The 26,777-nt window shown below is 74.4% G+C and carries 23 protein-coding genes and 1 pseudogene; 10 read left to right on the top strand and 14 right to left on the bottom strand.

Annotation, left to right across the window (positions count from 1 at the left end; all coding sequences use genetic code 11):
* Positions 1–1,733 (top strand): DNA polymerase III subunit alpha (gene dnaE / locus FB457_RS32130; RefSeq protein ID WP_145784127.1); only part of this gene is annotated, 1,733 nt, incomplete at its 5' end.
* A gap of 15 nt (positions 1,734–1,748) precedes the next feature.
* Here the strand turns inward: dnaE and FB457_RS32125 are convergent.
* Complete coding sequence (locus tag FB457_RS32125; protein WP_253911557.1) at positions 1,749–2,441, bottom strand: SDR family NAD(P)-dependent oxidoreductase; 693 nt, start codon at positions 2,439–2,441, stop codon at positions 1,749–1,751.
* 94 nt (positions 2,442–2,535) lie between these two features.
* Between FB457_RS32125 and FB457_RS32120 the strand changes: the two are divergent.
* Positions 2,536–2,904, top strand: a pseudogene (locus tag FB457_RS32120) (MerR family transcriptional regulator); the annotation flags it as partial.
* Between the two features lie 82 nt (positions 2,905–2,986).
* Here FB457_RS32120 and FB457_RS32115 read toward each other — a convergent pair.
* Complete coding sequence (locus tag FB457_RS32115; protein WP_047019584.1) at positions 2,987–5,002, bottom strand: AfsR/SARP family transcriptional regulator; 2,016 nt, start codon at positions 5,000–5,002, stop codon at positions 2,987–2,989.
* Between the two features lie 47 nt (positions 5,003–5,049).
* Between FB457_RS32115 and FB457_RS32110 the strand changes: the two genes are divergently transcribed.
* Positions 5,050–6,567 (top strand): MFS transporter, encoded by a 1,518-nt coding sequence (locus tag FB457_RS32110; protein ID WP_047019585.1) that lies wholly within the window; start codon positions 5,050–5,052, stop codon positions 6,565–6,567.
* Positions 6,568–6,622: 55 nt separating this feature from the next.
* Here the strand turns inward: FB457_RS32110 and FB457_RS32105 are convergent, their stop codons facing one another.
* Complete coding sequence (locus FB457_RS32105) at positions 6,623–7,006, bottom strand: VOC family protein (RefSeq protein WP_047019586.1); 384 nt, start codon at positions 7,004–7,006, stop codon at positions 6,623–6,625.
* Between the two features lie 140 nt (positions 7,007–7,146).
* Positions 7,147–8,319, bottom strand: a complete 1,173-nt coding sequence (locus tag FB457_RS32100; RefSeq protein WP_047019587.1) for an MFS transporter — start codon at positions 8,317–8,319, stop codon at positions 7,147–7,149.
* Positions 8,320–8,372: 53 nt separating this feature from the next.
* Between FB457_RS32100 and FB457_RS32095 the strand changes: the two genes are divergently transcribed.
* Positions 8,373–9,131, top strand: a complete 759-nt coding sequence (locus FB457_RS32095) for an AraC family transcriptional regulator (protein WP_047019588.1) — start codon at positions 8,373–8,375, stop codon at positions 9,129–9,131.
* A gap of 16 nt (positions 9,132–9,147) precedes the next feature.
* On the opposite strand, the gene FB457_RS32090 is transcribed toward FB457_RS32095, so the two are convergent.
* The 3 genes from FB457_RS32090 to FB457_RS32080 form a co-directional block, all read right to left on the bottom strand.
* On the bottom strand, positions 9,148–9,909 hold the full coding sequence (locus FB457_RS32090; RefSeq protein WP_047019589.1) for an aminoglycoside adenylyltransferase family protein: 762 nt from the start codon (positions 9,907–9,909) through the stop codon (positions 9,148–9,150).
* 37 nt (positions 9,910–9,946) lie between these two features.
* Positions 9,947–11,314, bottom strand: coding sequence for a family 43 glycosylhydrolase (locus FB457_RS32085; protein ID WP_347614584.1), 1,368 nt, complete (start codon positions 11,312–11,314; stop codon positions 9,947–9,949).
* Between the two features lie 234 nt (positions 11,315–11,548).
* Complete coding sequence (locus FB457_RS32080; RefSeq protein WP_145784126.1) at positions 11,549–14,839, bottom strand: family 78 glycoside hydrolase catalytic domain; 3,291 nt, start codon at positions 14,837–14,839, stop codon at positions 11,549–11,551.
* Positions 14,840–15,080: 241 nt separating this feature from the next.
* Here FB457_RS32080 and FB457_RS36590 point away from each other — a divergent pair, with 241 nt between their 5' ends.
* The 3 genes from FB457_RS36590 (at position 15,081) to FB457_RS32060 (ending at position 16,421) form a co-directional block, all read left to right on the top strand.
* The gene (locus FB457_RS36590) at positions 15,081–15,206 is read left to right on the top strand and encodes a 3-oxoacyl-[acyl-carrier-protein] synthase III C-terminal domain-containing protein (RefSeq protein WP_347614587.1); all 126 of its coding nucleotides are present in this window, start codon (positions 15,081–15,083) and stop codon (positions 15,204–15,206) included.
* A 400-nt stretch (positions 15,207–15,606) separates the two neighbouring features.
* The gene (locus tag FB457_RS32065; protein ID WP_047020662.1) at positions 15,607–15,987 is read left to right on the top strand and encodes a hypothetical protein; all 381 of its coding nucleotides are present in this window, start codon (positions 15,607–15,609) and stop codon (positions 15,985–15,987) included.
* Between the two features lie 23 nt (positions 15,988–16,010).
* Complete coding sequence (locus FB457_RS32060) at positions 16,011–16,421, top strand: MarR family winged helix-turn-helix transcriptional regulator (protein WP_253911559.1); 411 nt, start codon at positions 16,011–16,013, stop codon at positions 16,419–16,421.
* 96 nt (positions 16,422–16,517) lie between these two features.
* On the opposite strand, the gene meaB is transcribed toward FB457_RS32060, so the two are convergent.
* The 3 genes from meaB to FB457_RS32045 are packed head-to-tail and all read right to left on the bottom strand — an operon-like array spanning position 16,518 to position 21,496.
* Positions 16,518–17,495, bottom strand: coding sequence for a methylmalonyl Co-A mutase-associated GTPase MeaB (gene meaB / locus FB457_RS32055; RefSeq protein ID WP_047019594.1), 978 nt, complete (start codon positions 17,493–17,495; stop codon positions 16,518–16,520).
* Between the two features lie 12 nt (positions 17,496–17,507).
* Positions 17,508–19,685 carry a methylmalonyl-CoA mutase gene (scpA, locus tag FB457_RS32050; RefSeq protein ID WP_145784125.1) on the bottom strand — a complete coding sequence of 726 codons (2,178 nt, stop codon included), beginning with the start codon at positions 19,683–19,685 and terminating at the stop codon, positions 17,508–17,510.
* Entirely contained in the window at positions 19,682–21,496 is a 1,815-nt protein-coding gene (locus FB457_RS32045; protein ID WP_145784123.1) for a methylmalonyl-CoA mutase family protein, read from the bottom strand. Before FB457_RS32045 ends, scpA begins: the two co-directional genes overlap by 4 nt.
* A 150-nt stretch (positions 21,497–21,646) precedes the next feature.
* Between FB457_RS32045 and FB457_RS35530 the strand changes: the two genes are divergently transcribed.
* The gene (locus FB457_RS35530) at positions 21,647–21,799 is read left to right on the top strand and encodes a hypothetical protein (protein ID WP_186462077.1); all 153 of its coding nucleotides are present in this window, start codon (positions 21,647–21,649) and stop codon (positions 21,797–21,799) included.
* Between the two features lie 9 nt (positions 21,800–21,808).
* Here the strand turns inward: FB457_RS35530 and FB457_RS32040 are convergent, their stop codons facing one another.
* Positions 21,809–22,267: an SRPBCC family protein gene (locus FB457_RS32040; protein ID WP_145784121.1), complete on the bottom strand. Its 459-nt coding sequence runs from the start codon at positions 22,265–22,267 to the stop codon at positions 21,809–21,811.
* 90 nt (positions 22,268–22,357) lie between these two features.
* Between FB457_RS32040 and FB457_RS32035 the strand changes: the two genes are divergently transcribed.
* Complete coding sequence (locus FB457_RS32035; protein WP_347614592.1) at positions 22,358–22,753, top strand: helix-turn-helix domain-containing protein; 396 nt, start codon at positions 22,358–22,360, stop codon at positions 22,751–22,753.
* 226 nt (positions 22,754–22,979) lie between these two features.
* Here FB457_RS32035 and FB457_RS32030 read toward each other — a convergent pair whose 3' ends face one another.
* Entirely contained in the window at positions 22,980–23,639 is a 660-nt protein-coding gene (locus FB457_RS32030; RefSeq protein WP_047019598.1) for a GNAT family N-acetyltransferase, read from the bottom strand.
* A gap of 310 nt (positions 23,640–23,949) precedes the next feature.
* Here FB457_RS32030 and FB457_RS32025 point away from each other — a divergent pair, with 310 nt between their 5' ends.
* The gene (locus FB457_RS32025) at positions 23,950–24,837 is read left to right on the top strand and encodes a prenyltransferase/squalene oxidase repeat-containing protein (protein WP_047019599.1); all 888 of its coding nucleotides are present in this window, start codon (positions 23,950–23,952) and stop codon (positions 24,835–24,837) included.
* Positions 24,838–24,852: 15 nt separating this feature from the next.
* Here FB457_RS32025 and FB457_RS32020 read toward each other — a convergent pair whose 3' ends face one another.
* Both FB457_RS32020 and FB457_RS32015 read right to left on the bottom strand, forming a co-directional pair.
* Positions 24,853–25,833 carry a LysR family transcriptional regulator gene (locus FB457_RS32020; protein WP_047019600.1) on the bottom strand — a complete coding sequence of 327 codons (981 nt, stop codon included), beginning with the start codon at positions 25,831–25,833 and terminating at the stop codon, positions 24,853–24,855.
* Positions 25,834–25,916: 83 nt separating this feature from the next.
* Positions 25,917–26,645, bottom strand: coding sequence for an SDR family NAD(P)-dependent oxidoreductase (locus FB457_RS32015; RefSeq protein WP_047019601.1), 729 nt, complete (start codon positions 26,643–26,645; stop codon positions 25,917–25,919).
* Positions 26,646–26,777 lie beyond the last annotated feature (132 nt).

The following is a 26,777-nucleotide window of genomic DNA, read 5'->3' as shown; positions in this document are numbered from 1 at the left end:
GGGACATCGAGCTGCTGTCCCTGCCGCTCGACGACCCCAGGACCTTCGAGCTGCTGGGCCGCGGCGACACCCTCGGCGTCTTCCAGTTCGACGGCAGCGCGATGCGTTCACTGCTCCGGCTCATGCGCCCCGACCACTTCGAGGACATCACCGCCGTCACCGCCCTCTACCGGCCGGGTCCCATGGGCATGAACTCGCACATCAACTACGCGCTGCGCAAGAACGGCCGCCAGGAGATCACCCCGATCCACCCGGACCTCGCCGAGCCGCTGAAGGAAGTCCTCGACATCACCTACGGGCTCGTCGTCTACCAGGAACAGGTGCAGAAGGCCGCGCAGGTGCTCGCCGGCTATTCACTGGGCCAGGCGGACCTGCTGCGCCGGGCGATGGGCAAGAAGAAACAGGAAGTGCTCGACAAGGAGTTCGTCCCCTTCCGCGACGGCTGCCGGCAGCGCGGCTATACGGACGAGGCGGTGCAGGCGGTCTGGGACGTGCTGGTGCCCTTCGCCGGCTACGCGTACAACAAGGCGCACGCGGCGGCGTACGCGCTCGTGTCGTACTGGACGGCGTATCTCAAGGCGAACTACCCCGCCGAGTACATGGCCGCGCTGCTGACGTCCGTGCGCGACGACAAGGACAAGTCCGCGGTCTATCTCAACGAGTGCCGGAAGATGGGCATCAAGGTGCTCCCGCCGGATGTCAACGAGTCCGACGCGAACTTCACTCCCCGCGGCGACGACACGATCGTGTTCGGCCTCACCGCCGTGCGCAACGTCGGGCAGAACGTCGTGGACTCCATCGTCCGCGGCCGGCAGTCCAAGGGGCCCTATGCCTCCTTTCCCGACTACCTCGGCAAGTCCGAACCGGTCGTCTGCAACAAGCGCACCACCGAATCGCTGATCAAGGCCGGCGCCTTCGACGCCCTCGGACACACCCGCAAAGGTCTCCTCGCCCGGTACGAGCCGATGATCGACGCCGTCGTCCAGGTCAAGCGGAAGGAGGCGGAGGGGCAGTTCGACCTCTTCGGCGGCATGGGCGACGAGGCGGCGGCGGACGAGCCGGGCTTCGGGCTCGACGTGCAGTTCACGGACGAGGAGTGGGAGAAGTCCTATCTGCTCGCCCAGGAGCGGGAGATGCTCGGGCTCTACGTCTCCGACCACCCGCTCTTCGGCATCGAGCACGTCCTGGGCGACAGGGCCGACGCCTCCATCGCGGCGCTCAACGGCGGGGACCACGCCGACGGGGCGATCGTCACCATCGGCGGCATCATCTCCGGACTGCGGCGCAAGATGACCAAGCAGGGCAACGCCTGGGCCATCGCCACCGTCGAGGACCTCGGCGGCTCCCTCGACTGCATGTTCTTTCCGGCCACGTACCAGTTGGTCTCCACCCAACTCGTCGAGGACGCCATCGTCTTCGTCAAGGGACGGCTCGACAAGCGCGAGGACGTGCCCCGGCTCGTCGCCATGGAACTCGCCGTCCCCGACCTCAGCACCGCGGGCGAACGCGCCGCCGTCCGCCTCGACATCACCGAGGCCCAGGTCACGCCCGAGTCCGTGGCCCGGCTCAAGACCGTGCTCCAGGCCCACCCCGGCCCGTCCGACGTGCACCTGCGGGTGCGCGGCCGGACCCGTACGACGGTCTACCGCCTCGGCCACCGTATCGCCCCGCGCCCGGAGTTCTGGGCGGATCTGAAGGCGGCGGTCGCGGTGACCAGGGAGCCCGGCGCGTAGCGGGCGCCGCCGCGGTCAGGCGCGCGGAGCCGTCGCCTTCGCGCCCGTGTACGCGACGTCGTGTTCCCAGCGCGACCGCGGCTGGGTGTGCAGCCGCCAGTAGTGCTCCGCGATGAGGTCCGGGTCGAAGTCCGTGCCGGGCGCCACCGCACCGTCGACCGTCACCGTCGCGACGTGCACACCGCCAGGCCCGTACTCCAGGTCCAGCAGTCGCGCCAGCGTGTGCACCCCGGCCTTGCCCAGCGAGAGGCTGACGTACGCCGGCTTCGGCTCGGGCATGCCGCCGGTGAGGAGGAACGAGCCGCCGCCGCGCCGGGCCATCGCCGGCGCCAGGTGCGCGGCCGCGGTCAGCGCGCCGCCGACGTTGACGGCCCAGGCGTCCAGCAGCGCGCTCGGGGCCAGCTCGCCGAGCGCGTCGGCGCGGACGAGCGCCGCGTTGTAGACGACGGCGTCGGGCACCCCGAACCTGCCGGTCGCGGCATCGAGCGCGGAGCGCAGCGCCGCCTCGTCGGTGACGTCGGCGACCAGGGGCAGCACCCCGGACCCCGGCGCAATGCCGGTACCCGCGGCGGCGACCCCCTCGGCGACATGCGCGAGCGTGCGCTCGGAACGCGCCAACAGCGCCACGGGCAGGCCCTCCCGGGCGAACCGGCGGGCGACCGCGGCGCCGATCCCGGGCCCGGCGCCGATGACCACCGCTCCTGCCATGACCTCTCCTTCCTCTCCCCGCGGATGATCCGCGGCTCCGGCGACGTTAGAGCGTGCCACCGGTGTGAAGGTCAAGAGAGAGGACGGGGACGGCATGCGGATCGGCGAGCTGGCCCACCGTTCCGGCGTGAGCCGGCGACTGCTGCGCTACTACGAGGAGCAGGGGCTGCTGCACCCCGTCCGGCTGCCCAACGGCTACCGCGAGTACACCGACGGCGACGTCGACGCCGTGCGGCGCATCCGCGTGCTGCTCGACGCGGGCCTGCGCACCGCGGTCATCGCGGGAATCCTGGACTGCGTCGCCGGCGACGGCACCCCGTACCGCCTGACGACGACCGGCTGCCCCGGCGTGGTGGCCCGGCTGAGCCGGGAGCATGCCAGGATCACCGCCGACATCGATCGCCTCGACCGGTCCCGGGGACTGCTCGCCGGCCTGCTGGACACCGCCGCGCCGGATGCCGCCACGCCGAAGGACGCCATACCCGACGCCGACGTGCCGGACGGCCTCGCGCCCCCGGGCGATGTGCCCCGGGGCGCTGCCGGCCTCAGTGCGGCGTCGGGCGGCCGCTGGCGGCCTCGTACCAGGCGAGGGAGCCGCTGATGCGGGTGGCCAGGGCCGTCTCGCGGCGGCGCGTGGCGCCGTCGAGGGCCTCGCGCAGGTTGGCGATCTCCGCGTCCAGCCGGCCGATCCAGCGCTGCCGCGCGTGGCCCGCGCGCTCCGCCTCCGCGCATTCCGCGAGCCGGACGTAGTAGTCGTCGCGGCGCCGCAGCACCTCCGCCGTCTCGCCGGCCTCCTCCAGCCGCTCCCAGGCGTACGCGGCGACCGTCTCCAGCAGCCGGAAGCGCTCCCCGTCCCGGGAGACCAGCGACCGGTCGACCAGCCGCGCCAGCAGCCCCGGCACCTCCTCGGCCGTCAGCCCCGCGGGCGGCGCCTGCTCGCCGCCGGCCTCGATGGACACCCCGGCGTCCGGACCCGCGCCGGTGTCCGCGCACACGTAGATCGCACCGCTCAGCGTGCAGCCCGCGCCGTGCACCGCCAGCCGCCGCAGCGCCGCGCGCTCCCGGTCGTCCAGCAGCCGCCAGCTCCACTCCAGGGCCGCCCGCAGGGTGCGCTGCCGCTCCGGCAGGCCGCGCGGTCCTTCGTCCAGGAGCCGGAAGCGGTCGTCGAGCCCGGCGGCCAGGCCCTGTACGCCCAGGCCGCGGACGCGGGAGGCGGCCAGCTCCAGCGCCAGCGGGATGCCGTCGAGCCGGCGGCACACCTCGGCGACCTCCGCCGCGTTCCCGGCGCCGAGCGCGAAGCCCGGCGCGGACGCGGCGGCGCGGTCGGCGAAGAGCCGCACCGCGTCCGCCTCGGCCAGCGGCGCCACCGCCCGTACCACCTCGCCCGCGACGCCCAGCGGCTCCCGGCCCGTGGCCAGCACCCGCAGCCCCGGCGCCGCGCGCAGCAGCCGGTCGGCGAGCTTGGCCGCCTGCTCGACGACGTGCTCCGCGTTGTCGAGCAGCAGCACCGCGGGGGCGTCGCCCAGCGCCGCGGCGATCCGGTCCTCGTCGGGCACCCCGAACGCCGTCGCCACCACGTCGGCGACGCTCCCGCCGCCGGCGCCCGCCAGTTCCGCGACATAGCCCGGCTCGGGGCGCTCGCCCAGCAGGGCCAGTGCCAGCCGGGTCTTGCCCACGCCGCCGGGCCCGGTGAGCGTCACCAGCCGCTCCCCGCCGAGCAGCGGCCCGAGTTCCGCCAGCTCCGCCGCCCGGCCGACCAGCGGCGTCAGCGGCACGGGCAGCCGCGGCGGGCGCAGCCGCGGCACCGCGGGCCGCGCGGCGGCCAGCGCCTCGTCGCCCGCCAGGATCCGCTGCTGCAACCCGGCCAGCTCCGGCCCCGGGTCGAGCCCCGCCTCCTCGCGCAGCCGCACCCGCAGCGCGCGGTAGGCGGCCAGCGCCTCGCTCTGCCGGCCGGAGCCGTACAGCGCCCGCATCAGCAGCCCGGTCAGCCGCTCGCGCACCGGATGGGCGCCCACCAGGTCCGTCAACTCGGCCACCAGCGGCCCGTGTTCGCCCAGCTCCAGCCGGGCCCGCGCCAGCTCCTCCAGCGCGGTCAGCCGCTGCTCCTCCAGCCGCGCGGCGGTGGCGCGGGCGAAGGGCGCGTCCTCGTACGGGCTGAAGGCGGGCCCGCGCCACAGCGCCAGCGCCTCGGTGAGCAGGTCGGCGGCGCGCGCGGGACCGGGCGCCGTACGGGCCCGCCGGACCAGCTCCGCGAAGTCCCCGGCGTCGGTGGCGGCCTCCAGCACGTACCCCGAGGCGCCCGCGGCGACCAGCTCGCGCCCGCCCGGCTCGGCGTCGCCCAGCGCCCGGCGCAACTGGGAGACCTTCGCCCGGAGCGCGCCCGTCGGCTTCCCCGGCGGACGGGCGTCCCACAGGTCGTCGACCAGCCGCCACGGCGGCACCGGCCGCCCTTCGCGGGCGAGCAGCGCGGCCAGCAGCACGCGTACCTTCAGCTCCGGGACCCGCACCGGCCGTCCGTCGTCGGTCCAGACCCGCACGGGACCGAGCACTCCGAAGCGCATGACACCACCATAAGCAAACCCGAACACCGTGCGGCGACCGTGAACCCATGACCACGACCACCGCCACGAAGGCCGGGCCCCGGGCATGGCTCGGCCTGAGCGTCCTCGCCCTGCCCATGCTGCTCGCCTCGGTCGACAACAGCGTGCTCTACCTCGCGCTGCCGCATCTGACCGCGGATCTGGAGCCGTCCCCCACCCAAGTCCTGTGGATCATGGACGTCTACGGGTTCATGATGGCCGGCTTCCTCATCACCATGGGCACCCTCGGCGACCGGATCGGCCGGCGCCGGCTGCTCACCGTCGGCGCTGGGGCCTTCGGCGCCGCGTCGGTGCTCGCCGCGTACGCGGTGAGCGCGGAGATGCTCATCGCCGCCCGCATCCTGCTCGGCATCTCGGCCTCCGCGCTCGCGCCCTCGGCACTGGCCCTGGTCGGCACCATGTTCACCGACGCGCGCCAGCGCGCCCTGGCCATCGGCGTGTTCACCGCCTGCTTCATGGGCGGCGCGGCGCTCGGCCCGGTCGTCGGCGGGGTGATGCTGGAGAACTTCTGGTGGGGCTCGGTCTTCCTGCTCGGACTGCCGGTGGCGCTGCTGCTGGTGCTCACGGCCAGGCCGCTGCTGCCGGAGTCGGGCGGCGAGGACGGCGAGGGCGGCGGGCGGCTCGACCCGGCGAGCGTGGGGCTGTCGCTGCTGGCGGTCATCCCGCTCGTGTACGGGCTGAAGGAGCTGGCCGACGAGCCGGACGTGCGGGCGGCCGTGGCCATCGCCGCCGGGCTCGCCTTCGGCTACGCCTTCGCCCGCCGCCAGCTCCGGCTGGCCGAACCGCTGCTCGACCTGCGGCTCTTCCGCAACCGCTCGTTCTCCGCGGCGCTGGTGGTGCTGCTCTTCACGATGCTCGTGCAGGGCGGCTGCTACTTCTTCTTCAGCCAGCACCTCCAGTTGATCGAGGGCTTCTCGCCCCTGAAGGCCGGGTTCTGGATGGCGCCGCCTGCGCTGGCGCTGGTCGCCGGCTCCCTGCTGGCGCCGGTGATGGCGCGGACGGTGCGGCCCGCAGTCGTGGTCGGCGCGGGCCTGGCGTTCTCCGCGGCCGGGTTCCTCTACGTCGCCGTCAGCGACGACCTGGTACCGCTGGTGATCGGGTTCACGGTGGGCTTCCTCGGCGCCGCGCCGGTCGGCGCGCTGGGGCTGAACCTCATCGTGGGCAGCGCGCCCCGGGAGAAGGCCGGCTCCGCCTCGGCCACCGCGGAGAGCAGCGGCGAGATGGGCATCTCCCTGGGCATCGCCGTCTTCGGCAGCCTCGGCGCGGCCGTTTACACCGCCGGGTTCGACGGTCCGGCGGGGGCGCCGGAGCGGGCGGGGGAGTCCCTTGCCGACGCCGAGGCAGCGGCCGCCGGGCTGTCCGGGCGCCTCCGCGGCGAACTGCTCGACGCCGCCCACGCGGCCTTCGGCTCCGGGATGACCGCCGTCGCCGTGGCCGCCGCCCTGGTCTGCGCGGGCCTCGCGGTGCTGGCCGCCGTGCTGCTGCGGCACCTCCGCCCGATCGGCTCGGAGGACGACGGCGGCTGAGGCGCAGGGCTGGGGGTCAGGGCTGGGGGTCAGGACTGCGGATCGGGGCTGGGGGTCAGGGCTGCGTCGCTGCGCGCTCGGCGGCGCTGCGCAGCACGCAGAACTCGTTGCCCTCCGGATCGGCGAGGACGGCCCAGCCGGTGCCGTCCGGGTTGCGGTGGTCGGCGACGAAGGACGCGCCGAGGCGGAGCAGCCGCTCGACCTCCTCCTCGCGCCCCGTCTCCGGGCGCAGGCACAGATGGATCCGGTTCTTGCCGGTCTTCCGCTCCGGCACCTGGTTGAAGTGCAGCACCGGCCCCTCGGGCAGGAGCACCTGCGTCTCCGGCGAGCCCGGTCCGTCCTCCGGATGGACCGGGCTGCCGGTCACCTTGCTCCAGAAGAGCGACAGCCCGTAGGCGTCGGCACAGTCGATCGCGATGTTCTGCACCACCGAGGTCATGGACGCACCCTGCCTCAGCACCCCGCGCGCCGCCACCGTATTACGCCCCGGCGGCCCGCCGCCGTCAGGCGGACTCCGCCGCGGCCAGCAACTGGTCCTCCGTGGTCCCGCGGCCCGACTGCCCGGCGGACGGCGGCGGTTCAGCGCGGTGTCTCCGGCTCGCGCAGCGGCCCCAGGAGCAGCAGCCCCACCGCCGGCAGGGCGATCAGCGGGCTGAGCGCCGCGGTGAGCGACGTCGCGTCCGCGAGCACGCCGATGGCCGGGCTCGCCAGCCCGCCCGCGCTCACCGCGAGACCCAGCGTGACGCCGCCCGCGGTGCCGACGTGCCGGGGCAGGTAGTCCTGGCCGAGCGTGATGTGCAGCGAGAACGGCACGTACAGCCCGGCGGAGGTGAGGGCCACGAAGACGTAGACCGCGGGCCCCGGCACGAACACCAGCCCGGCGACCGCGGGGCAGGACAGCGCGTACGACCACCGCACCACCGGCAGCCGCCCGAACCGCGAGGCCAGCCGCCCGCCCGCCACCGTGCCCACCGCGCCGCCCAGATAGAGCACGAACAGCGCCGCCGTGCCCGCCGCCGTACCGCCCGCCGTGCGCCCGGGCACGTACAGCGAGACGAAGGCGCTCAGCCCCACGAACACCACGGAACGGCACACCACCGCCCCGGTCAGCCGCGCGAACGAGGCCCAGTCGTCCCGGCCCGCGGGTACGCCCGCCGGGCGGGTGCCGGCCGCCGGCCGCTCCGGCGCGTACGGCCGCAGCCCGCGCAGCGCCGCGGCGCACAGCGCCGCCCCCGCCAGCGCCGGGAACACCAGCAGCGGTGACGCCCGCAGCCCGCCGGCCGCGGCGACGGCGGCCACCAGCGGGGGAGCGGTGGCGAAGCCGAGGTTGCCGCCGAGGGAGAACCAGCCCATCGCCGTGTGGCTGCCCGCGCTCGCCCGCCGCGCCACCCGGGCGGCCTCCGGGTGGTACGCGGCCACCCCGATGCCCGACAGCGCGACCACCGCGAGCGTCACGGCGTACGAGCCGGAGACCCCGGCCAGCGCCACCCCCGCGCCGGCCGCCAGCGTGCTCACCGGCAGCAGCCACGGCAGCGGCCGCCGGTCGGTGAGCACCCCGAACAGCGGCTGCACCACCGACGACAGCAGCGAAGCCGCCAGCACGACCCCGGAGGCCGCGGCGTACGAGTACGCCCGCTCGGCGACGAGGAACGGCACCAGCGCCGCCACCGCCCCCTGGTACACGTCGACGCAGGCGTGCCCCACGGAGAGCAGGGTCAGCGGCCGGAAGCGGGCGGCGCGGGGCTCTGGCATCCCTCGATCGTCGCCGAGTCGCCCCTGGCGAACTTCCGATAAAGTGCCAATCGATGCCGGATATCCGCCACACCCCCGAGGCGCCCACCCGGGCCACGACCCTGGCCGCGGGCGCCCGCATCGACGCGCACCGGCACGACGACCACCAACTCGTCTACGCCGGCGCCGGGGTGCTCGCCGTCACCACCGACGCGGGCACCTGGTTCGCGCCCGGCACCCGCGCGCTGTGGGTACCCGCGGGCTGCGTCCACGCCCACCGGGCGTACGGCCACCTCGACCTGCACCTCGTCGGCGTGCCCGCCGCCACCGACCCCCTCGGGCTCGACGCGCCCGGCGTCCTGGCCGTCAGCCCGCTGCTGCGCGAGCTGATCCTCGCCTGCACCCGCGAACCGCACGACGGGACGCCCGAGCGGCAGCGGCTGCACACCGTCCTGCTGGACCGACTGCGCGCCGCCGCCGCGGCCGGCGCCGCCGGGCAGCCGGTGCCGCTGCCCGCGCCCGCGGACCCGCGGCTCGCGGCCGTCTGCGACCTGCTGTACGCCGACCCCGCCGACCAGCGCACGCTGGCCGTCCTGGGCCGGGCCGCGGGCGCGGGGGAGCGGACGCTCAGCCGCCTCTTCCGCCGCGAGACGGGGATGACGTTCCCGCAGTGGCGCACGCAGGTGCGCCTCTACCACGCGCTGCGGCTGCTCGCCGACGACGTACCGGTGACGACGGTCGCGCACCGCTGCGGCTGGTCCTCGGCGAGCGCCTTCATCGACGTCTACCGCCGCGCCTACGGCACCACCCCGGGCAGCAGCCGCCGGGGGTGAGCCGGCCCGGGGCCGGTCAGGTGCCGGACAGCTTCCCGATCCCGGCGACCACGTAGTCCGTGTGCGGACGCACCGCCGCCCTCAGCTCCGCGGTCCAGCTCTCCTCCGCGTACCGGCTGCCGAGGTACAGCTCCCGCGCGTGCTCCAGCACCGGCCGGTGCTCCGGCGGCAGCCGGTCCAGCGCCCACGCGGCGGCGGCGTCCTTGGGGCGGATCTCCCCGGTGGCCAGCGTGCTCCAGATCCGCGCCAGGGTGAGCAGCACGTTGCGGGTGTCGTCGGCCGCCTCGGCCAGCAGCTCGGGGATGCCGGCCGTCGCGGCCCGGGCCACGTCCTCGTACGGCACCGGATCCAGCAGCCGCCCGGGCGGCGGTCCCGCGAGCGCGTGGTCGCCGGCCAGCGTCATCGTGAGCACGATCGCCAGGTCCGGCATGGGCTCCGGCCGCGGCGGCCCGCCCGTCTCGAACTCCTCGCGCAGCCACTCCCCGTACAGGAAGTCGCCGGTCGGCGGGTAGCGCCACGGCCGGATCTCGGCCTCCACGACCACCGTCAGCTCCACCGGGCGCAGCCCGCCGGTGAAGCCGGACACCCGCAGCAGCCCGTCGAGGAGCGCCCGCCGCTCGCCGTCGGTGAGCGAGTGGCGGGCGACGACGAGGACGTCCAGGTCGCTGGCGGGGCGCAGCCCGCCGAGGACGGCGGAGCCGTGCAGGTAGGCGCCGGCAACCTCGGGGCCCAGCACGTCGTCGACCAGTGTCATGACCTTGCGCACCTGATCTCCCATCGGACCAGTGTGGGTCATGGGCGGCCGGCGCCGTGCCTCAGGTGATCTCGATGCTGTCGAGCTCGGCGTAGTACGTGCCGCGGGCGAGGCGGACGGTGTTCCAGCCCGCGTCGAGCCGTACCCGCTGGTCGACCGTGGCCCACTTCTCCCAGCCGGTGAACGGGTAGTCGACTCTTCCGGCCGCCTTGCCGCCGACCGTCAGCAGGTGCGACGACGTCACGGGGGCGGAGCCGGCCAGGGAGCCGTTGGCGTAGCGGACGGAGAGGGTGCGGTGGCCGGCGGCGGGGGCGAAGACGGAGAACTCCACGTAGCTGTTCGCGTAGTCGATGTGCCCGACGGCACCGCCGTCGTGCGCGCCGGCGGCGTCGCGGATCCGCGCGTTGTTCACGACGGCGTTCTCCGCCTGGTATAGGACCTTGCTGCCCTCCACCACCGGGCGGCCGCCCGCCCAGCCGATACCGGTCGCGTACATCGCGCGCCGCGAGCGGTCCGCGCTCCAGCCGTGGAAGAGGATCCGGTCGCGCCCGTCCGGGCCGGTGACGACGTCCTGGCCGCCGGGGCCGCGCACGGCGCCGCCGAAGGTGTCCGTGCTCAGCAGCGGATCGGCCACCTTGGTGTACGGGCCGGTGAGGCGGTCGGCGACGGCATAGCCCGTCTTGTAGCGGTTGCCGTCGTAGAAGGAGGCGGAGTACAGCAGGACGTACCTGCCGTTGCGCTTGACGAGCGTCGGCGCCTCGATGACGTTGCCCTCCCAGGCGCGGTCCTGGCGGATGAGCGGCGTGGGCCGGCCCCTGACGACGGTGCCGTCCGCGTTCATGGGCTGGACGTACAGCCAGGTGTCCGTGCTGCAGCAGTTGCCGTCGTTCTTCCAGAGCATGTAGCGCTGCCCGCCCTCGGTGTAGCTGGAGGCGTCGATGGCGCCGCCCTGGCGTTCGGGGCAGACCAGCGGGCCGCGGCCGGCGGGCTCGAAGGGCCCTCCCGGGGCGGTGGCCAGGGCGACGCCGATGCACTGCTTGTCGCTGGCGCGGTCGCGCGCCGTGTAGTGCATGGTGAACCCGGTGCCGTTGTCGAAGACTTCGGGCGCCCAGACCAGCCCCTGGTCGGGCACCGCCCAGTCGCCGAGCCGGGGCAGCACGTCGTCGCCGTCCAGCGACCAGGAGGCGAGGTCGGTGGAGGTGGCGTGCTGGATGTTCTTGCCGGCGCCGTTGGTGGCGTAGGCGTGGTACGTGCCGCCTGCCCTGACGATGTCGGGGTCGGGGAAGTTCACGTCGAGCACCGGCGGTCCGGGGGCGGCGGCGGGTGCGGGACCTGGTTCGGCGGCGGACGAGCCGGGGGCCGCGAAGGCGGCCAGGGCGGCGAGCACCGCCGCGGCGACGGTGACGGCTCTGAAGGGGCGCGGGGACACGGAAGCTCCTTCCGGTAGCGGACTCCGGGCGGCCGGCCGCAGGGCCGGCCGCCCGGTGAGGCGAGCTGCGCGCACTATTACATCGTTGTAATCGCCTGACACGGTAAGGAGCCGCACCTGAGGTGTCAACGACCCCCGCGGGGACGGGTGCTGCCGGGGCGGCGGCCCGTCGCGTGCCGCCGCCCCGCCCTACTGAATGGTTTCAATCGCCTCACACCGCGGGCGCCGCCGCGGTCACGGCTTCCCGGTGAACGTCCACGAGCCGTGCGGCACCCGGTACACCGCGAAGCCGGGCTCGGTCCGTACGAACTCCGCGCCCTCCGGCTCCCGTACGTCCCCGCGCGACCCGCTCGGCACGTGCACCTCCGCGGTCGACCCCACCGGGACCCGCACCGCCAGCCGCACCGTCTGGTCGATCCGCGACCACGACACGGCCGCCGGACCGCGCACCGTGTGCAACTCCGTACGCGCCCAGTCGACCCCGGTGCGCGCGTCCGGGCGCACGGCGAACGTGCGGTAGCCGGCGTCGCCCGGCCGCAGCCCGGCCACGTTCTCGTACAGCCACTGCACCACCGTGCCCTGGAAGTAGTGGTCCCGCGAGCGCGAGTCGAGCTGCCACATCTCCCACATGGTGTCGGCGCCGTTGTCGAACCAGTAGCCCCAGCTCGGGTACGTGCGCTGGGTCGCGATGGCGTGCGCGACGTCGGCGTGCCCCTCCGCGGTCAGCGCGCGCAGCAGCACGCTGGTGCCCAGCGCACCGGTGTTGAGGTGGTTGCCGCGCTTCTCGATGTCGCCGAGCAGCGACGCGGTGACGCTCGCCCGCGCTCCGGCCGGCACCAGGCCGAAGGCAAGCGGTATGCAGTTGTTCGTCTGCCGGTAGTCCGGGTCCTTCGCCGTGCGGTAGTGGCCCTCCGGCGCCAGGAACGCGGCGTTCAGCGCCTCCTTGAGGCCGTCGGCGGCGGCGAGGTACCGGTCCCGGGTGCCGGACTCGCCCGCCAGGTCCGCCATCGCGGCGGTGTCGGTGAGCGCCCGGTGCAGATACGAGGTGGCGGTGAGCCGGGTGTCCTCCGGCGGGTTGCCGCCGTAGCCGGGCGGCAGGTAGTCGCCGAGCGCGGTGACCGCCAGGCCGTCCACCAGCCGGTCCAGTTCCCAGTCCAGGTAGCGCGTGAGCGCCGGCAGATGGTCGCGTACGACACGCTCGTCGCCGTACACGCGGTACATCTCCCGGATCAGGAACGGATAGACCGTCGTCCACTCCGGCGAGGGGCCGAGGTCGCCGTAGCCCCAGCCGCCGCTGGGCACGATCACCGGCAACTGGCCCGCGGCGTTCTGGCTGTCGCGGATGTCGTCGAGCCACTTGCCGAGCATCCGCTGCATGCCCAGCGCGTACATCATCACGGGCGCGCCCACCTGCGCGTCGCCGGTCCAGCCGTTCTTCTCGTACATCGGGGTGTCGGTGGGGATGCCGTGCAGGTTGTTCTGCACGGTGCGGCGCATGGCGCGTTCCAACTGCTCGTAGAACGGCTCCGAGCAGCCGAACGTGCCCGTGTCGGCGACCGGCGTGTGCACGACCCGGCCGAGGACGTCGCCGGGCCCGGGCTTGGCGGGCAGCCCGCTGATCTGAACGTAACGGAAGCCCTTGTACGAGAACTTGGGCTCCCACACCTCCGCGGACCCGCCGCCCGCGCAGACGTACTCGTCGGTCTGGAAGCGGCCCGGCACATGCCCGGTCTCGGCGTGCACGCTGCCGTCGGCCTTCAGCTTCTCGCCGTGCATGAGCCGCACGACGGTGCCCGCCGGGGCCCGTACCGACAGCCGCGACCAGCCGGCCAGGGTGCGGCCCATGTCGACGATCCAGGTGTCGCCGTGGGCGGTGACGGCGACCGGCCGGACGGTGTCGATGACCCGGATCGCGTCGTGGGGCTGGGCGCGCAGGCTCCCCTTGGGCGGGTCCTGGCGGGCGGGGCGCGCCCAGCCGGTGTCGTCGAAGCCGGGCCGGGTCCAGCCCGCCGGGTGCTTGCGGGCGTCGTAGGTCTCGCCGGCGTAGAGGCAGTCGGAGCGGGTGGGGCCCTCGGTGATGCGCCAACTGCCGTCGGTGGCCACGGTGGTACGGGCGCCGCCCGGGTGCTCGATCTCCAACTGGGCCAGCAGCCGGGGCTCGCCGTGCCACGGCGGGGTGTGCCAGTTCCAGACGTTGGGCGTCGTCATGCCGAAGAAGCCGCGGCCCAGGGTGACGCCGATGGCGTTGGCCCCGCGCGTGACGAGGTCGGTGACGTCGTGGACGGCGTAGAGCACGGTCTCGTCGTAGTCGGTGAAGCCCGGGTCGAGGACCTGGCGGCCGACGCGGCGGCCGTTGATCTCGGCGTCGTAGTAGGCGAGCCCGCTGAGGTACAGCCGGGCGCGCCGCACCGGCCGGCCGACGCTGAACTCGCGGCGCAGCAGCGGCGCGGGCCGCACCTCGGCGGGCACCGCCGCACCGCTGCCCCAGGGGCCCTGGCCGTACGGCGCGAGCACCGTCGCCGCCGCCCACGCGCCGTCGTCGAAGCCGGGCTGCTGCCAGCCGTCCTGCTCCTGATCCGCGCACCGCCAGCCGGGCCCGGTGACCAGCTCGGTGACGTCGTCGCCGCGGTGCACCATGAGGCGTACGAGCAGACCGCCCGGGTTGACCGAGGCGCCGCCGCGGTTGGTGGCGCGTACGGCGACGACCACCCGGCCGTCCGCGGCGCGGACCGCGTCGGTGACGTCGGCCTGCCGGCCGGTGCGCCAGCCGTCCGTCTGCTGCGGGGCGTGCAGCACCTGGGTGCCGTCGAGGAAGAGGGTGAAGTCGTCGTCGGCGGTGGCCACGATCCGGGCCGCCGACACCTCGGCACCGGCGGGCAGTTCGAGCGCGGCGCGGAACCAGACCGGTCCCGCGGGAGCGTTCTGCGGGGTGGCGCCGGGCGCCCAGATCCACGACGCCCCGGCGAAGCCGGGCGGCGCGGGCGCGGCGTCGGCGCCGATCCAGTGGCCCTGCCAGTCGCCGTCCGCCAGCGCGGTCTCCCACCAGCTCCATCTGCTCCAGGCGGACGGCCGGCCCCGGCCGTCCCAGACCCGCACCTGCCAGTGGTAGCGGGTACGGGTCTCGAGTGCGGGTCCGCCGTAGGCGACGCCGACGGTCCGCGCCGAGGCGACCCGGCCCGAGTCCCACACCAGGGGACCGTCGCCCTCGGTGTCCGGTGCCACCCGGACCTGGTACGCACTCTGCCGCGCGCCGCTGCCCGGCGCGGACAGCTCCCAGCTCAGCCGGGGTGCGGCGATGTCGGTGCCGAGGAGGGAGGGCGCGTACTCGACGGTGGTGCGCTCGACGCGCAGCCCCTCCTCGCCGCCGTCCCCGCCGTCCCCGCCGCCCCGGCCGGCCGCGGCGGCGGGGACGGCGCCCTGGCCGAGGCCGATGACGCCGGCTGCCGCGCCGGCGGCGGCGGAGGTGCGCAGAAAGGCCCGCCGGTTCCATGCACTTCCGTTGTTCGTCTCGCGCTCGTGGCTCATCGCACGTCCCTTGGTTGAGGATGGCGTGTCCGATCGCATGGATTGAAACGTTTCAATCGGACTCTCCGAAAAGCCTAGATCGACGGGTCGCGCAGCTCAAGAGTCGTGCAGCGAAAGGCGGCAGGCGGCATCCCCGCCGCGACCGGGGCGGCGGGGGTGGATCCCGGCCGCGCGGAGGCGCCGGGGCAACGCGGAGGCCGAGGCGCGGGCGGGCGCCTCCTCGGGGCTGCGGTCCGGCCTCGTGCGGACGGACGCAGTAACGGCAGGCGAACTGAAGGAGGGGGAGCGTGTCGTCCTCGCCGCGTTCGGCGGCGGATTTTCGTGGGGACCGGTCGCGCTCACCTGGCCGGGAATCACCGCGGTTTGACCACGGAGCCGCGGTATACCGGGCACTGGCAAAGGCAGGTAAGCAAGAATGTACGGAAAAGGGGAGAACCTGTGACGTCGTCGACGCGGCAATCCGCGGAAGAACTTCTGGATCTGCTCACCACCGAATTCGGGGCAACCGAGGGAAGCACGGCGGAAACGCCCTTCGACATGATGGAGTTCGACTCGCTGGGTCCTCGTGGAAGTCGCCGTGGAACTGAGCCGGCGATTCGGCACGGAAGTCCCTCACGAGGAGGTCCAGGAGGCCGGAAACGTCACCGGCACCGTCGAGTTACTGAAATCGAAGGGCGTGGCCGTCTGAACCGCCTGGCTGTTGCGGGGCGGGAGGTTGACGTCAGCGCTCGCTGGTCGGATGTATGCGTATCGCATATACTTCCGGCATGGAATCCCGCCTCGAAGAAGCGATCAACGAGTGGCACGCGAGCGTCAACGCCGGTGACCTGCAACGGTCCGCGGGAGCGGTCGGTGATCCGGTCGTTGTCCTGGGCCCGAAGGGGGCGGGTCCGATCACGCCTGCGCAGTTCGCGGAGTGGGTGGAGCGTTCGGGGATCAAGCTGACCCCCCGGTCCTGGCACCCGGTCAGCGAGCGTCTGATGGTGGTCGAGCAGGACGCTACCTGGCCCAAGAGCACGCAGGTCACGCGGGTGGCGACAGTCTTCCGCGCTGCGGGCGGGAAGATCACGGCTGCGCTGAGGCTGCCGGACCTCAGGGCTGCGCTCGACCTGGCGTACATCTGCCGCGAGATGGCGGCAACCGAATGACGGACCGAGGTCCGGGACAGGTCATGTTCCACTTCGTCCGGTACTGGTCACGCCGACCCGTCGCGGCTGACATGGGCGGTGAGCAGGGCCGACTCGTGGTGGCCTGCGAGGCGGTCCATGCCCTTGCCCTGCGCGGGATCCCGGCAACGGTGAACGCGGTCGCGCACGAGATCGGGATCGACCAGAGCGGTGCTTCACGGTTGATCAAGAGCGTCGCAGCGGCCGGCTACCTGACCATGACGGCGTCCGCGGCCGACAGCCGGCGGCGTGAAGCATCGCTCACCCCGGCGGGCCGGTCCATGCTCGGGCAGGCGCATCGCTGGCAGGAGGAGGTCTTCGCCGAGCTGACCACAGGCTGGAGCGACGAGAAGCGCCGCGACTTCCAGCAGGCGATGACGGACCTGATGGAGCGTTCCCAAGCGATGGACGCATGAGCCCCGCCGATCGGCTCGCGCACCGGGGAGCCGGTGAGCTGCCACCGCGCCCGCGCCGGGCCGCCGGCCGCACCGTACCGCCGCCACCGGGGCCGCTCAGCCGCCGAACGCCTCCAGGATCCGCTCCGCCGCCCGCGTCGCCGTCAACTCGCCGTCCCTGACCTGCTGTTCCAGCCCGGGCGCCAGCGCGCCGACCGCCGGGTCGGCGCGCAGCCGGCCCAGCAGCTCGTCGCGCACCATCGTCCACGTCCAGTCCACCTGCTGATCGCGCCGCCGGCCGGCCAGCCGCCCGGTGCTCTCCAGCAGTTCGCGGTGGCGCTCCAGCCGGTCCCACACCGTGTCGAGCCCCGTCGCCTCGCGCGCGCTGCAGTGCAGCACCGGCGGCGTCCAGAACGCGCCCTTGCCGTGCATCAGCCGCAGCGCGCCCGCCAGTTCACGCGCCGCCGCCTTGGCGTCGCGCTCGTGCGGGCCGTCCGCCTTGTTGACGGCGATGACGTCCGCCAGCTCCAGCACGCCCTTCTTGATGCCCTGCAACTGGTCCCCGGTCCTGGCCAGCGTCAGCAGCAGGAAGGAGTCGACCATGTTCGCCACGGACGTCTCGGACTGGCCGACGCCGACGGTCTCCACCAGCACCACGTCGTAGCCGGCGGCCTCCATCACCACGATCGACTCCCGCGTCGCCTTCGCGACCCCGCCGAGCGTGCCCGCGGTGGGGGAGGGGCGCACGAATGCGGCCGGATCCACGGCCAGCCGCTCCATGCGGGTCTTGTCGCCCAGGATCGAGCCGCCGGTGCGGCTGGACGACGGGTCGACGGCCAGCACCGCCACCCGGTGGCCCAGCCCCGTCAGCATGCTGCCGAAGGCGTCGACGAACGTCGACTTGCCCACCCCCGGCACCCCGCTGACGCCGATACGCCGGGCCTTCCCGCTGTGCGGCAGCAACTCGGTCAGCAACTCCTGCGCCAGCGCCCGGTGCTGCGGCCGGGTGGACTCCACCAGCGTGATCGCGCGGGCGACGAGCGCGCGCCTGCCGTCGAGGACGCCCTTGACGTACGTGTCGAGATCGATGGCCACCGGTTCACCCGCTCACGCGGTGTCGTGCCCGAGACCGGCGGCCACCTGCGTCACCAGGTCGTACGCGGCGTCCGGGATCACCGTGCCCGGCGGGAAGACCGCCGTGGCGCCCGTCTCCAGCAGCGTCGCCACGTCCTGCGGCGGGATCACCCCGCCGACCACGACCATGATGTCGTCGCGTCCCTCCTCCGCCAGCGCCTCGCGCAGCGCCGGTACGAGCGTCAGGTGCCCGGCCGCCAGCGACGACACCCCCACGATGTGCACGTCCGCCTCCACGGCCTGCCGCGCCACCTCCGCCGGGGTCTGGAAGAGCGGGCCGACGTCCACGTCGAAGCCGAGGTCGGCGAAGGCCGTGGCGATCACCTTCTGCCCGCGGTCGTGCCCGTCCTGGCCCATCTTGGCGACCAGGATGCGCGGCCGCCGGCCCTCGGCCTCCGCGAATGCGCCCACCCGCGCCCTGGTCCGCTCCACCGACGGCGACTCGCCCGCCTCGTTCCGGTACACACCGGAGATCGTACGGATCTGCCCGGCGTGCCGCCCGTAGGTCTTCTCCAGGGCGTACGAGATCTCGCCCACCGTCGCCCGGGCGCGCGCGGCCCGTACCGCCAGCTCCAGCAGGTTGCCCTCGCCGCCTGCCGCCCGCATGAGGTCGTCCAGCGCGTCCCGGCATGCGGTCTCGTCGCGCTCCGCGCGCAGCCGCTCCAGCTTCGCGATCTGCTGCGCCCGCACCGCGGAGTTGTCGACCTTCAGCACCTCGATCTGCTCGTCGGAGGCCACCCGGTACTTGTTCACTCCGATCACCGGCTGCCGCCCCGAGTCGATACGGGCCTGGGTGCGCGCCGCCGCCTCCTCCACCCGCAGCTTCGGGATGCCCGCGTCGATCGCCTGCGCCATCCCGCCGGCCTGCTCGACCTCCTCGATGTGCTGCCAGGCCCGCCGCGCCAGGTCGTACGTCAGCCGCTCCACGTACGCGCTGCCGCCCCACGGGTCGATCACCCGGGTCGTGCCGGACTCCTGCTGGAGCAGCAACTGCGTGTTGCGGGCGATCCGCGCGGAGAAGTCCGTCGGCAGCGCCAGCGCCTCGTCCAGGGCGTTGGTGTGCAGCGACTGCGTGTGGCCCTGGGTGGCCGCCATCGCCTCGACGCACGTGCGCGTCACGTTGTTGTAGACGTCCTGCGCCGTCAGCGACCAGCCGGAGGTCTGCGAGTGGGTGCGCAGCGACAGCGACTTGGGATTCTGCGGATCGAAGCGCTTGACGAGCTTCGCCCACAGCAGGCGCGCGGCGCGCAGCTTCGCGATCTCCATGAAGAAGTTCATGCCGATCGCCCAGAAGAACGACAGCCGCGGCGCGAACGCGTCCACGTCCAGGCCCGCTTCCCGGCCCGCCCGGATGTACTCCACCCCGTCGGCGAGGGTGTACGCCAGCTCCAGGTCGGCCGTCGCACCCGCCTCCTGGATGTGGTAGCCGGAGATCGAGATCGAGTTGTAGCGCGGCATCTTCTGCGAGGTGAAGGCGAAGATGTCGGAGATGATCCGCATCGACGGCTTCGGCGGGTAGATGTAGGTGTTGCGGACCATGAACTCCTTGAGGATGTCGTTCTGGATGGTCCCCGCCAGCTTTTCCGGCGGCACCCCCTGCTCCTCGGCCGCCACGATGTACAGCGCCAGCACGGGCAGCACCGCGCCGTTCATCGTCATCGACACCGTCATCCGGTCCAGCGGGATGCCGTCGAAGAGCCGGCGCATGTCCAGGATCGAGTCGATCGCCACGCCCGCCATGCCGACGTCGCCCGTCACCCGCGGGTGGTCGCTGTCGTAGCCCCGGTGGGTGGGCAGGTCGAAGGCGACGGACAGGCCCTTCTGCCCGGCCGCGAGGTTGCGGCGGTAGAAGGCGTTGGACTCCTCGGCGGTGGAGAAGCCCGCGTACTGCCGGATCGTCCAGGGCTGGTTGACGTACATCGTCGGGTACGGGCCGCGCAGGTACGGCGCGATACCCGGGTAGGTGTCCAGGAAGTCCAGGTCCGCCAGGTCCTGCCCGGTGTACAGCGGCCGGACGGCGATGCCCTCGGGCGTCTCCCAGCCGAGGTCGCCGCCGTCGCCGCCGCGCTTGACCGCGGCGCGCCACTCGTCGGAGCCCGCCGCGGGGGCCGGGGTGCCCAGCTCGATGTCCGAGAAGTCGGGGACGGTCATCGGGCCACTCCCATGCGGTCGAGTGCGTCGGTCAGCACGGCCAGGGCGTCGCAGCCGGCGTGGACGTAGGTGTCGGCGCCGTCGTACGCGTCCGGGCGCCCGGCGAGGTATACATGCCGCGCCCCCGCGGCCCGCAGCTCCGCCGCCGCGGCGGCGCCCTGCTCGGCGTAGACCGTGTCGCCGGAGCAGAGGCACGCCTCGCGCGCCCCGCTCTCCGCGAAGGTGCCGCCGGTGACGGGCTCGACCCCGCCGGCCTGGAACAGGTTCGCGGCGAAGGTCAGCCGCGGCGTGTGCACGGCGGCCGGGCCCAGGGCGGCGAGGAAGACGCGCGGGCGGGCACCGGTCGCGGCCAGATGCGCGTCGGAGCGCGCCCGCAGCGCCTCGAACGCCTCGTCCCTGCGCACCCGCGGCAGCCCGCCGGACGGCGGCTCGGGCGCGGGCTCGCGGACGACGGGCTTCTCCGCCAGGTCGGGGAACTCGCTGACCCCGGTCACCGGCTCGCGGCGGGTGGCGAGCCTCCTGCCGCGCTCCGCCCAGGTCCGCGCCAGCCGCTCGCCGACCATCCCGGAGCGCAGCGCGGCCGCGTGGCCGCCGGCCCGCTCGATCTCCTGGAAGAACGCCCAGCCGGCGTGGGCGAGTTCGTCGGTGAGCCCCTCCACGTACCAGGAGCCGCCCGCCGGGTCGATGACCCGGGCCAGGTGGGACTCCTCGACGAGGATGGCCGAGGTGTTGCGGGCGATGCGCCGGGAGAACGTGTCCGGCAGGCCGATCGCGTGGTCGAAGGGGAGCACCGTCACCGCGTCCGCGCCACCGACCCCGGCGGCCAGGGTGGCGACCGTGGTGCGCAGCATGTTCACCCACGGGTCGCGGCGCGTCGCCATCACCGGCGAGGTCACCGCGTGCTGGAGTTGCGCGCCTGCGGCGGGCGCCCCGCAGACCTCCGCGACCCGCGCGAACAGCCGGCGCGCCGCCCGCAGCTTGGCGACCGTCAGGAACTGGTCGGCGGTGGCCGCGTAGCGGAACTCCAGCTGGGCACACGCCTGCGCGGTGCTCAGTCCGGCCGCGGTCAACTCCCGCAGATAGGCGACCGCGGTGGCCAGGGAGCAGCCCAGTTCCTGCGCCGCGGAGCCGCCGGCCTCGTGGTACGGCAGGGCGTCCACGGTGACGGCCCGCAGGCCCGGGTGGCGGTCGGCGCAGAGCCGGGCGAGTGCGGCCATGGCCCCGGGGTCCCCCGGCTGTCCGGTACGTGCCTCGTGGCCGAGCGGGTCGGCGCCCAGGCCGCCCCGGGCGGCACCGGCGTCGATGCCGCGCTCCTCGTACAGCCGCAGCAGCTCCCGCGCGGCCGCCTCGGTCTCGGCGCCGGCGTCCAGGACGACGGGCGCGAGGTCGAGGTAGACGTCCTTGAGAACATCCGCCAGCGCCGCCACGGGGATGCCGCCGGCGTCACCGGCGGCGAGCCACAGGGATGTGGCGCCGTTCTCCAGGTCGCCGAGCACGGCCTCCGCGTCGGGCACGGCGTGCCGCTGGCGCACGTCCCACCCGCCGGCGGCGTTCCCCTCGGGCCGGCCGCCGCGGACGAAGGGCGCGAAGCCGGGCAGGCCCGGGTCGGGCGCGCGGTCGCGCGCGGTGTAGAGCGGCGGGGTGCGCAACCCGTCCTCCACCGCGGTGGACAGCAGGGACTCCGCCTCGGCGCCGGAGACCTCCTTGCCGGACTTGCGCAGCACGCCGGCCACCAGGTGCTGCCACTCCTCGTGCGACGCGTCGGCGAACTCGGCCGCCAGGGAGAGCCCGTCATCGGGCAGGACAGTCATGGTCGGATGCTAACCAGGTCGGCTAAGGGATAGACGATGCCGGCCTTGGCTGTGACTTTCTTCTCGCCGGGGCCGCGCCCGGCCGCCCCCTCGCCGGCGCGCGGAGGCGGTCGGCGCGTCCCGGGCCGACGGGAACCGCCCCCGGCCGGCATGTACGCCACCGCCGCCACCGCCCTCGACCATCTCCCACAGCCACTCACCCGCACCACCGCCGCCTGCGCCCTGGCCGCCTGGACGGTGGTCACCGCGCTGCTCCCGTACCACCGCGCCACGGCACCCTCGCGCCTGGCGGTGGGCCCGTAGCCGGCCGGGTCAGGGCGCCCGCAGCAGACCGTCGAGGACGCGGCAGAAGACCCGGCGCGCGGTCCACGCCACCAGAGGATCCAGCGCCCGCGGCACACCCCGCACCCCCAGCTCCTCCCGCCACACCACCCGCACCGGCCCCGCGGTACCGTCACCCGCCTCCGGCCCGTACACCTCGATCTCGGCCCAACCGAGCACCACCTGCCCCCGCTTGACGAGCCGGCACCGCCCCACCGCGCGCCCCGCCTCCGGCGGGGACCACTCGACGACCTCCATCGGGTCGTCGAAGCCCACCCGGCCCACACCGGTACGCGCCGTGAACCGCGCCCCGGCACCCTCCGCGGGCACGGACACCCCGGTGATCCGGGTCAGCGGCACCCGCCCGCCGTGGGCCGGCCAGTCCGTCAGCCGCTCCCAGACCGCCACGGCCGGCGCCCGCACCGTACGCTCCACCTCGAACAGGGCCATGCCCTCAAGGCTAGGCCGCCGCCGGATACCCTGCTGGAGGCCGGAGGCGGGAGCGGCGCGGGCCGCCGCAGGCCGGAGAGGCGGGGGCGGGTGGCGGACGCGGTACGCCGGGTGGTGCTCGCCGCGTACGACGACGCGCCGATACTCGACATCGTCTGCCCCAGCGGCGCCCTGGACGCCGCGAACCGCTTCGGCGCGGCGCCTCCGTACGCCCTCGGACTCGCCACCGCCAGCGGACGCGGCGTGCTCAGCTCCGCCGTCATCGGCATCGGCATCGGCGGCGGGCAGCGCCTGGCCGAGGTGCCGGCGCGGCCGGACACCCTCATGGTCGTCGGCGGCATCGGGCACGAGCGGGCCGCCGTGGACGGGGAGTCGGTCAAGCAGGTTCGCAGGCCCGTCACCGGCGCCCGCCGCGTCTCACCCGTCACCTCGGCCGGCGCGGCGGCGTGCCCGACGGGCCCCGCACGAGCCGGTGCCCGGCGTTGACAACGCCCACGAAGGCGGCGGTCACGATGCCGACGAAGGGTGACGGCGACGCCCCGCCGGAGGAAGTCCCGGCGGGGCGTTCGTCGGCAAGGTGTCGTTTTCGTCGGCGAGGTGCCGGTGGTGTCGGCGGCATCGCCAGCCGTGTACGGATGGACGTGGCCGGTTCGTTGATGCACCCCGCAACGCCGGTTCCCGGATGGACGGTCCGGAGCGAGGGTGACCGGACTCAGGTGCGGGCGGTCAGATCTGCCCCCGGTCGCCTGCGTGCGAGGCCGCGGGCGATTCGCCGTTCGAGCCTCGCCCGGCAGTCCGGCCACTCCGCCGCGGTGATCGAGAAGATCGCGGAGTCACGGAGCCGGCCGTCCTCGCCCGGTGCCCAGGAACGTGACCAGTTCCGCAACACGCCCTCGAAGCGTGCGCCCGCCCCTTCGATCGCTGCCCTCGACCGGCTGTTGCGCGCGTCGGTCTTCAGGTCGACGCGCGCCACGTCCCAGTTCTCGAACGCGTGCCGGAACAACAAGTACTTGGCCTCGGTGTTCACGCCCGTGCCTTGGGCCGACGCCGCGAGCCAGGTGAAACCGACCTCGATCGCGCACAGACCACCCCTTGTCGGCCACAGCCGCGGATCCCAGTAGGCCGTGGCCCCGATCGCCCGTCCAGACGCCTCTTCCACCTGCGCGTACGGGGCCAGCTTCCCAGCCGCGGCACGGGCGAGCTGGGCATCGATGTACCCCTCGACCTCGGCTGCCGTGGGCACCCACGTGAACCGATAGGAGCTCCGGTCTTCCTCCGCCGCCACGGCCAAGTCCGCCGCATGGCGGTGATCCAGCGGCTCCAGGCGTACCAGAGTGCCTTCCAGAACCGGTCCCTCAAGCGTGAAACTCATTGATCACCCATCAAGTGCCAGCACAGATTGTTCGCACCCAGGCCGCAGGCCCCGGGCCCGTAGCGTTCCAGAGCCGTCCGCGTCATGTCGCGCGAATTCCGCACGGAAGAGATCGGCGCCCGGAACGCGGCGCACGCGGCGGCGCCGGCCACGACGGCGTTCACGGTCCGCGAGGGCGCCTGACCGGACGCGCCCGGGGGGAGCAGAGGAGGGGACGGTGCCGCGGCGGCCGTCCCCCGATCCGGTCCCGGCGGGCGGACACGTCCGAAACCTTCAAGACCGCCGCCCGTGCCGCTGCCATCGTGGGCGTATGACCGCAGATCTCTCCGCCGCCTCCTCCTTCATGGCCGCCCACGCGCGACTCCTCGACCGCCGCCGCTTCGAGCTGCTGCTCGGCGGGACCGACCCCGCCGCCGTGCTCGCCGCCGTCGACGGCTACCGCAACCCCGACGGCGGCTACGGCTGGGGTCTGGAGCCGGACCTGCGGGCGCCGGAGAGCCAGCCCGGCGGTGCGCTGCACGCCTTCGAGGCGTTCGTGGACGCCGCCCCGGCCACCACCCCGCACGCGGCGCGGCTCTGCGACTGGCTGCTGTCCGTCACGCTGCCCGACGGCGGGCTGCCCTTCGCGCTGCCCGTGGCGGACCCGACCGGCTGCGCGCCGTTCTGGACGCGGGCCGACCCGGCGGTCTCCGCCCTGCAGAGCACCGCGTTCGCCGCCGGCACCGCGCTGAGGCTGGCCGCGCACGACCCCGCCGTCGCCGCCCACCCCTGGCTGGAGCGGGCCACGCGCTACTGCCTGGACGCCATCGAGAACATCGGCGACCAGCCGCACGCCATCGAGCTGTCCTTCGCCATCCGCTTCCTCGACGCCGCCGCCGACACCCGCCCCCGGGCCACCGCCCTGCTGGAACGGCTGCGCGCGCTCATCCCCGGCGACGGGGTGCTGCCCGTCGCGGGCGGGTCGGAAGGCGAGGCGATCCGGCCGCTCGACGTCGCCCCCGAGCCCGGCCGCCCCGCGCGCACGCTGTACGCCCCGGAGGCCGTCGACGCCGACCTGCGCCGGCTGGCCGCGGGACAGCAGGAAGACGGCGGCTGGCTGGTCGACTTCGGCTCGTTCTCGCCGGCCGCGGCGCTCGAGTGGCGCGGCTACCGTACGGTCGGCGCGGTCGCGGTGCTGAAGCAGAACTCCCTGCTCTGAGCCGCCCGCACGTGCTCAGCCGCGGGCGGCCGCGGGCTGGGGAACGGCGGGCGCCGGCTCCGGGACCTGCGGCACCTGAGGTGCGCCCGTGCCGGGTGCCGCCTGCGCCGCCTCGGCGAGGGTGTCGACGGCGGACTGCACGAAGGCCCGTACCAGCGGCGTCTCGTGCGCCGTACGCCAGATCAGCCCCCAGACGCCCATCGGCTGCTCCGTGATCGGCACGTACGCGATGCCGGGGCGCGGGAAGTGCCGCGCCGCCTCGCCCTGCACCACGCACACCGCGTCCCCGGCCGCGACGACCGCCTGGGCCTCCTGGAACGTGGCGATCTTCGGCCCGTCCGCGGGGATCGGCCGCCCCGACGGCGTACGCGCCGGCATCAGGGCCTCCATCCAGTACGCCGGGACCGGGTTCACCGGCTGCGGGAACGAGCAGTCCGCGAGGTCTTCGAGGCTCACGGCCCCGCGGGCGGCGAAGGGGTGTCCCTCCGCGACCATCAGCACGTGCGGCTCGCGGGCCAGCACCGGGCCCACCGTCAGATCCGGCTCGCGCACCGGGAGCCAGGTGACCTCCAGGTCCACGTCGCCCGCCCGCAGCATCCCGAACGGGTCGCTGAAGACCACCTCGCGGAAGCGCAGCTCGACCCCCGGGTAGCGGTCCTTGAAGCGTGCGAGGATCGACGCCTGGTCGAACGCCTGGGCGCACATCAGCCCCAGCGTCAGCACCCCCGTCGTCCCGCGGGCCGCCGCGGCGGCGGATTCGATGCCGTCCTGGATCCGCTGGTAGCCCGCCTTCAGGTCGTCGTGGAGCCGCGCCCCGATGGCCGTCAGCTCCACCCGGCGGCTGGTGCGCTCGAAGAGCGGGGCGCCGATGCGGCGCTCCTGCTTGGCGATCGACTGGCTGACGCGCGCCTGCGAGACGTGCAGCCGCTCCGCGGTACGGCCGAAGTGCAGCTCCTCGGCGAGCGCGAGGAATATCTCTATGTCCCGCAGCTCCATCCCGCACCCCCGTATCGCCTGGCCGTGGCCGGAAACCGGCTCCGTCACCGGAGCGTATCCCGGCCGGCCCGCCCCCGTCACCCTCAGGCCGCCGCGCCGTGACCTGCGGCGGAAGCGGATGCGGAGGGGGAAGCGGGGTCGGGAGCGGGGGCGGTGGCGTCCCGGCGGCGGGCAGCGGCGCCGTCGACGAGGCGCAGCAGCGCCCCGGCGTCCGGACGGCCGCCGACGACGCTGATGTCGACGCCGGCGCGGGCCGCCTCGCCCGCCGCCGCCCGGCTCAGCGCCACCACCGCGCAGGTGGCGGCGCGGTCAAGAGCGGTGCCCGGGGCACCGGGCGGGGCGACGGAGCCGCAGAGCTGCAGCAGATGGCCGGAGCGCTGCGCGTACAGCAGCGGCAGGACGGCCTGCGCGACCCACAGCGGGCCGAAGAACGCCGACTCCATCCGCGCCCGCGCCGCCGGCTCGGGTATCCACCCGACCGGCGCGGCCGCGTCCCCGGCGGCGGTGCCGCCGGGGGAGGGGCGCGGCGGGCGGGCGTCGTTGACGATCGCGTCGAGGCGTCCGAACCGGTCGGCCGCCGCGCACACCGTGGCGTTCACCGACCAGTTGTCGGCCACGTCCAGCGCCCGTACGAACAGCCTGCGCCGGTGCTCCTCGTGCCGCGCCAGCAGCCGGTCCCTGGCGGCCTCGTCCGGTACGACGGCGGCGACGCGGTCGCCGCGGGCCAGCGCGGTCGCGGTGACGGCCCGGCCCGCGCCGTGTCCTGCCGTGGTGACGAACCAGACCCTGCCCGTACGTGCGGTGGCGGTCATGGACCTTGCGCCCCCTTCGGTGGCTGCGTGTGCTCCTGCTCTTCGTCTGCGTGGACCAGCCTCCGCCGGGCGCGCCGGGCGAACAACTGCCGATCCGGCAACGACGGATAACCCGTCGGTTATGAATCCCCC

The sequence above is a fragment of the Streptomyces sp. CNZ287 genome (genome assembly GCF_007827615.1).
This window is presented reverse-complemented; position numbering and strand designations above follow the sequence as displayed.

Bases quoted from the DNA above. Each gene is read 5' to 3' on its own strand.
- FB457_RS32125 (WP_253911557.1), bottom strand. From the start codon at position 2,441: ATGGCAGGAGCGGTGGTCATCGGCGCCGGGCCCGGGATCGGCGCCGCG.
- FB457_RS32115 (WP_047019584.1), bottom strand. From the start codon at position 5,002: ATGCGCTTCGGAGTGCTCGGTCCCGTGCGGGTCTGGACCGACGACGGA.
- FB457_RS32110 (WP_047019585.1), top strand. From the start codon at position 5,050: ATGACCACGACCACCGCCACGAAGGCCGGGCCCCGGGCATGGCTCGGC.
- FB457_RS32105 (WP_047019586.1), bottom strand. From the start codon at position 7,006: ATGACCTCGGTGGTGCAGAACATCGCGATCGACTGTGCCGACGCCTAC.
- FB457_RS32100 (WP_047019587.1), bottom strand. From the start codon at position 8,319: ATGCCAGAGCCCCGCGCCGCCCGCTTCCGGCCGCTGACCCTGCTCTCC.
- FB457_RS32095 (WP_047019588.1), top strand. From the start codon at position 8,373: ATGCCGGATATCCGCCACACCCCCGAGGCGCCCACCCGGGCCACGACC.
- FB457_RS32090 (WP_047019589.1), bottom strand. From the start codon at position 9,909: ATGGGAGATCAGGTGCGCAAGGTCATGACACTGGTCGACGACGTGCTG.
- FB457_RS32080 (WP_145784126.1), bottom strand. From the start codon at position 14,839: ATGAGCCACGAGCGCGAGACGAACAACGGAAGTGCATGGAACCGGCGG.
- FB457_RS32065 (WP_047020662.1), top strand. From the start codon at position 15,607: ATGGAATCCCGCCTCGAAGAAGCGATCAACGAGTGGCACGCGAGCGTC.
- FB457_RS32060 (WP_253911559.1), top strand. From the start codon at position 16,011: ATGTTCCACTTCGTCCGGTACTGGTCACGCCGACCCGTCGCGGCTGAC.
- scpA (WP_145784125.1), bottom strand. From the start codon at position 19,685: ATGACCGTCCCCGACTTCTCGGACATCGAGCTGGGCACCCCGGCCCCC.
- FB457_RS32045 (WP_145784123.1), bottom strand. From the start codon at position 21,496: ATGACTGTCCTGCCCGATGACGGGCTCTCCCTGGCGGCCGAGTTCGCC.
- FB457_RS35530 (WP_186462077.1), top strand. From the start codon at position 21,647: ATGTACGCCACCGCCGCCACCGCCCTCGACCATCTCCCACAGCCACTC.
- FB457_RS32040 (WP_145784121.1), bottom strand. From the start codon at position 22,267: ATGGCCCTGTTCGAGGTGGAGCGTACGGTGCGGGCGCCGGCCGTGGCG.
- FB457_RS32030 (WP_047019598.1), bottom strand. From the start codon at position 23,639: ATGAGTTTCACGCTTGAGGGACCGGTTCTGGAAGGCACTCTGGTACGC.
- FB457_RS32025 (WP_047019599.1), top strand. From the start codon at position 23,950: ATGACCGCAGATCTCTCCGCCGCCTCCTCCTTCATGGCCGCCCACGCG.
- FB457_RS32020 (WP_047019600.1), bottom strand. From the start codon at position 25,833: ATGGAGCTGCGGGACATAGAGATATTCCTCGCGCTCGCCGAGGAGCTG.
- FB457_RS32015 (WP_047019601.1), bottom strand. From the start codon at position 26,645: ATGACCGCCACCGCACGTACGGGCAGGGTCTGGTTCGTCACCACGGCA.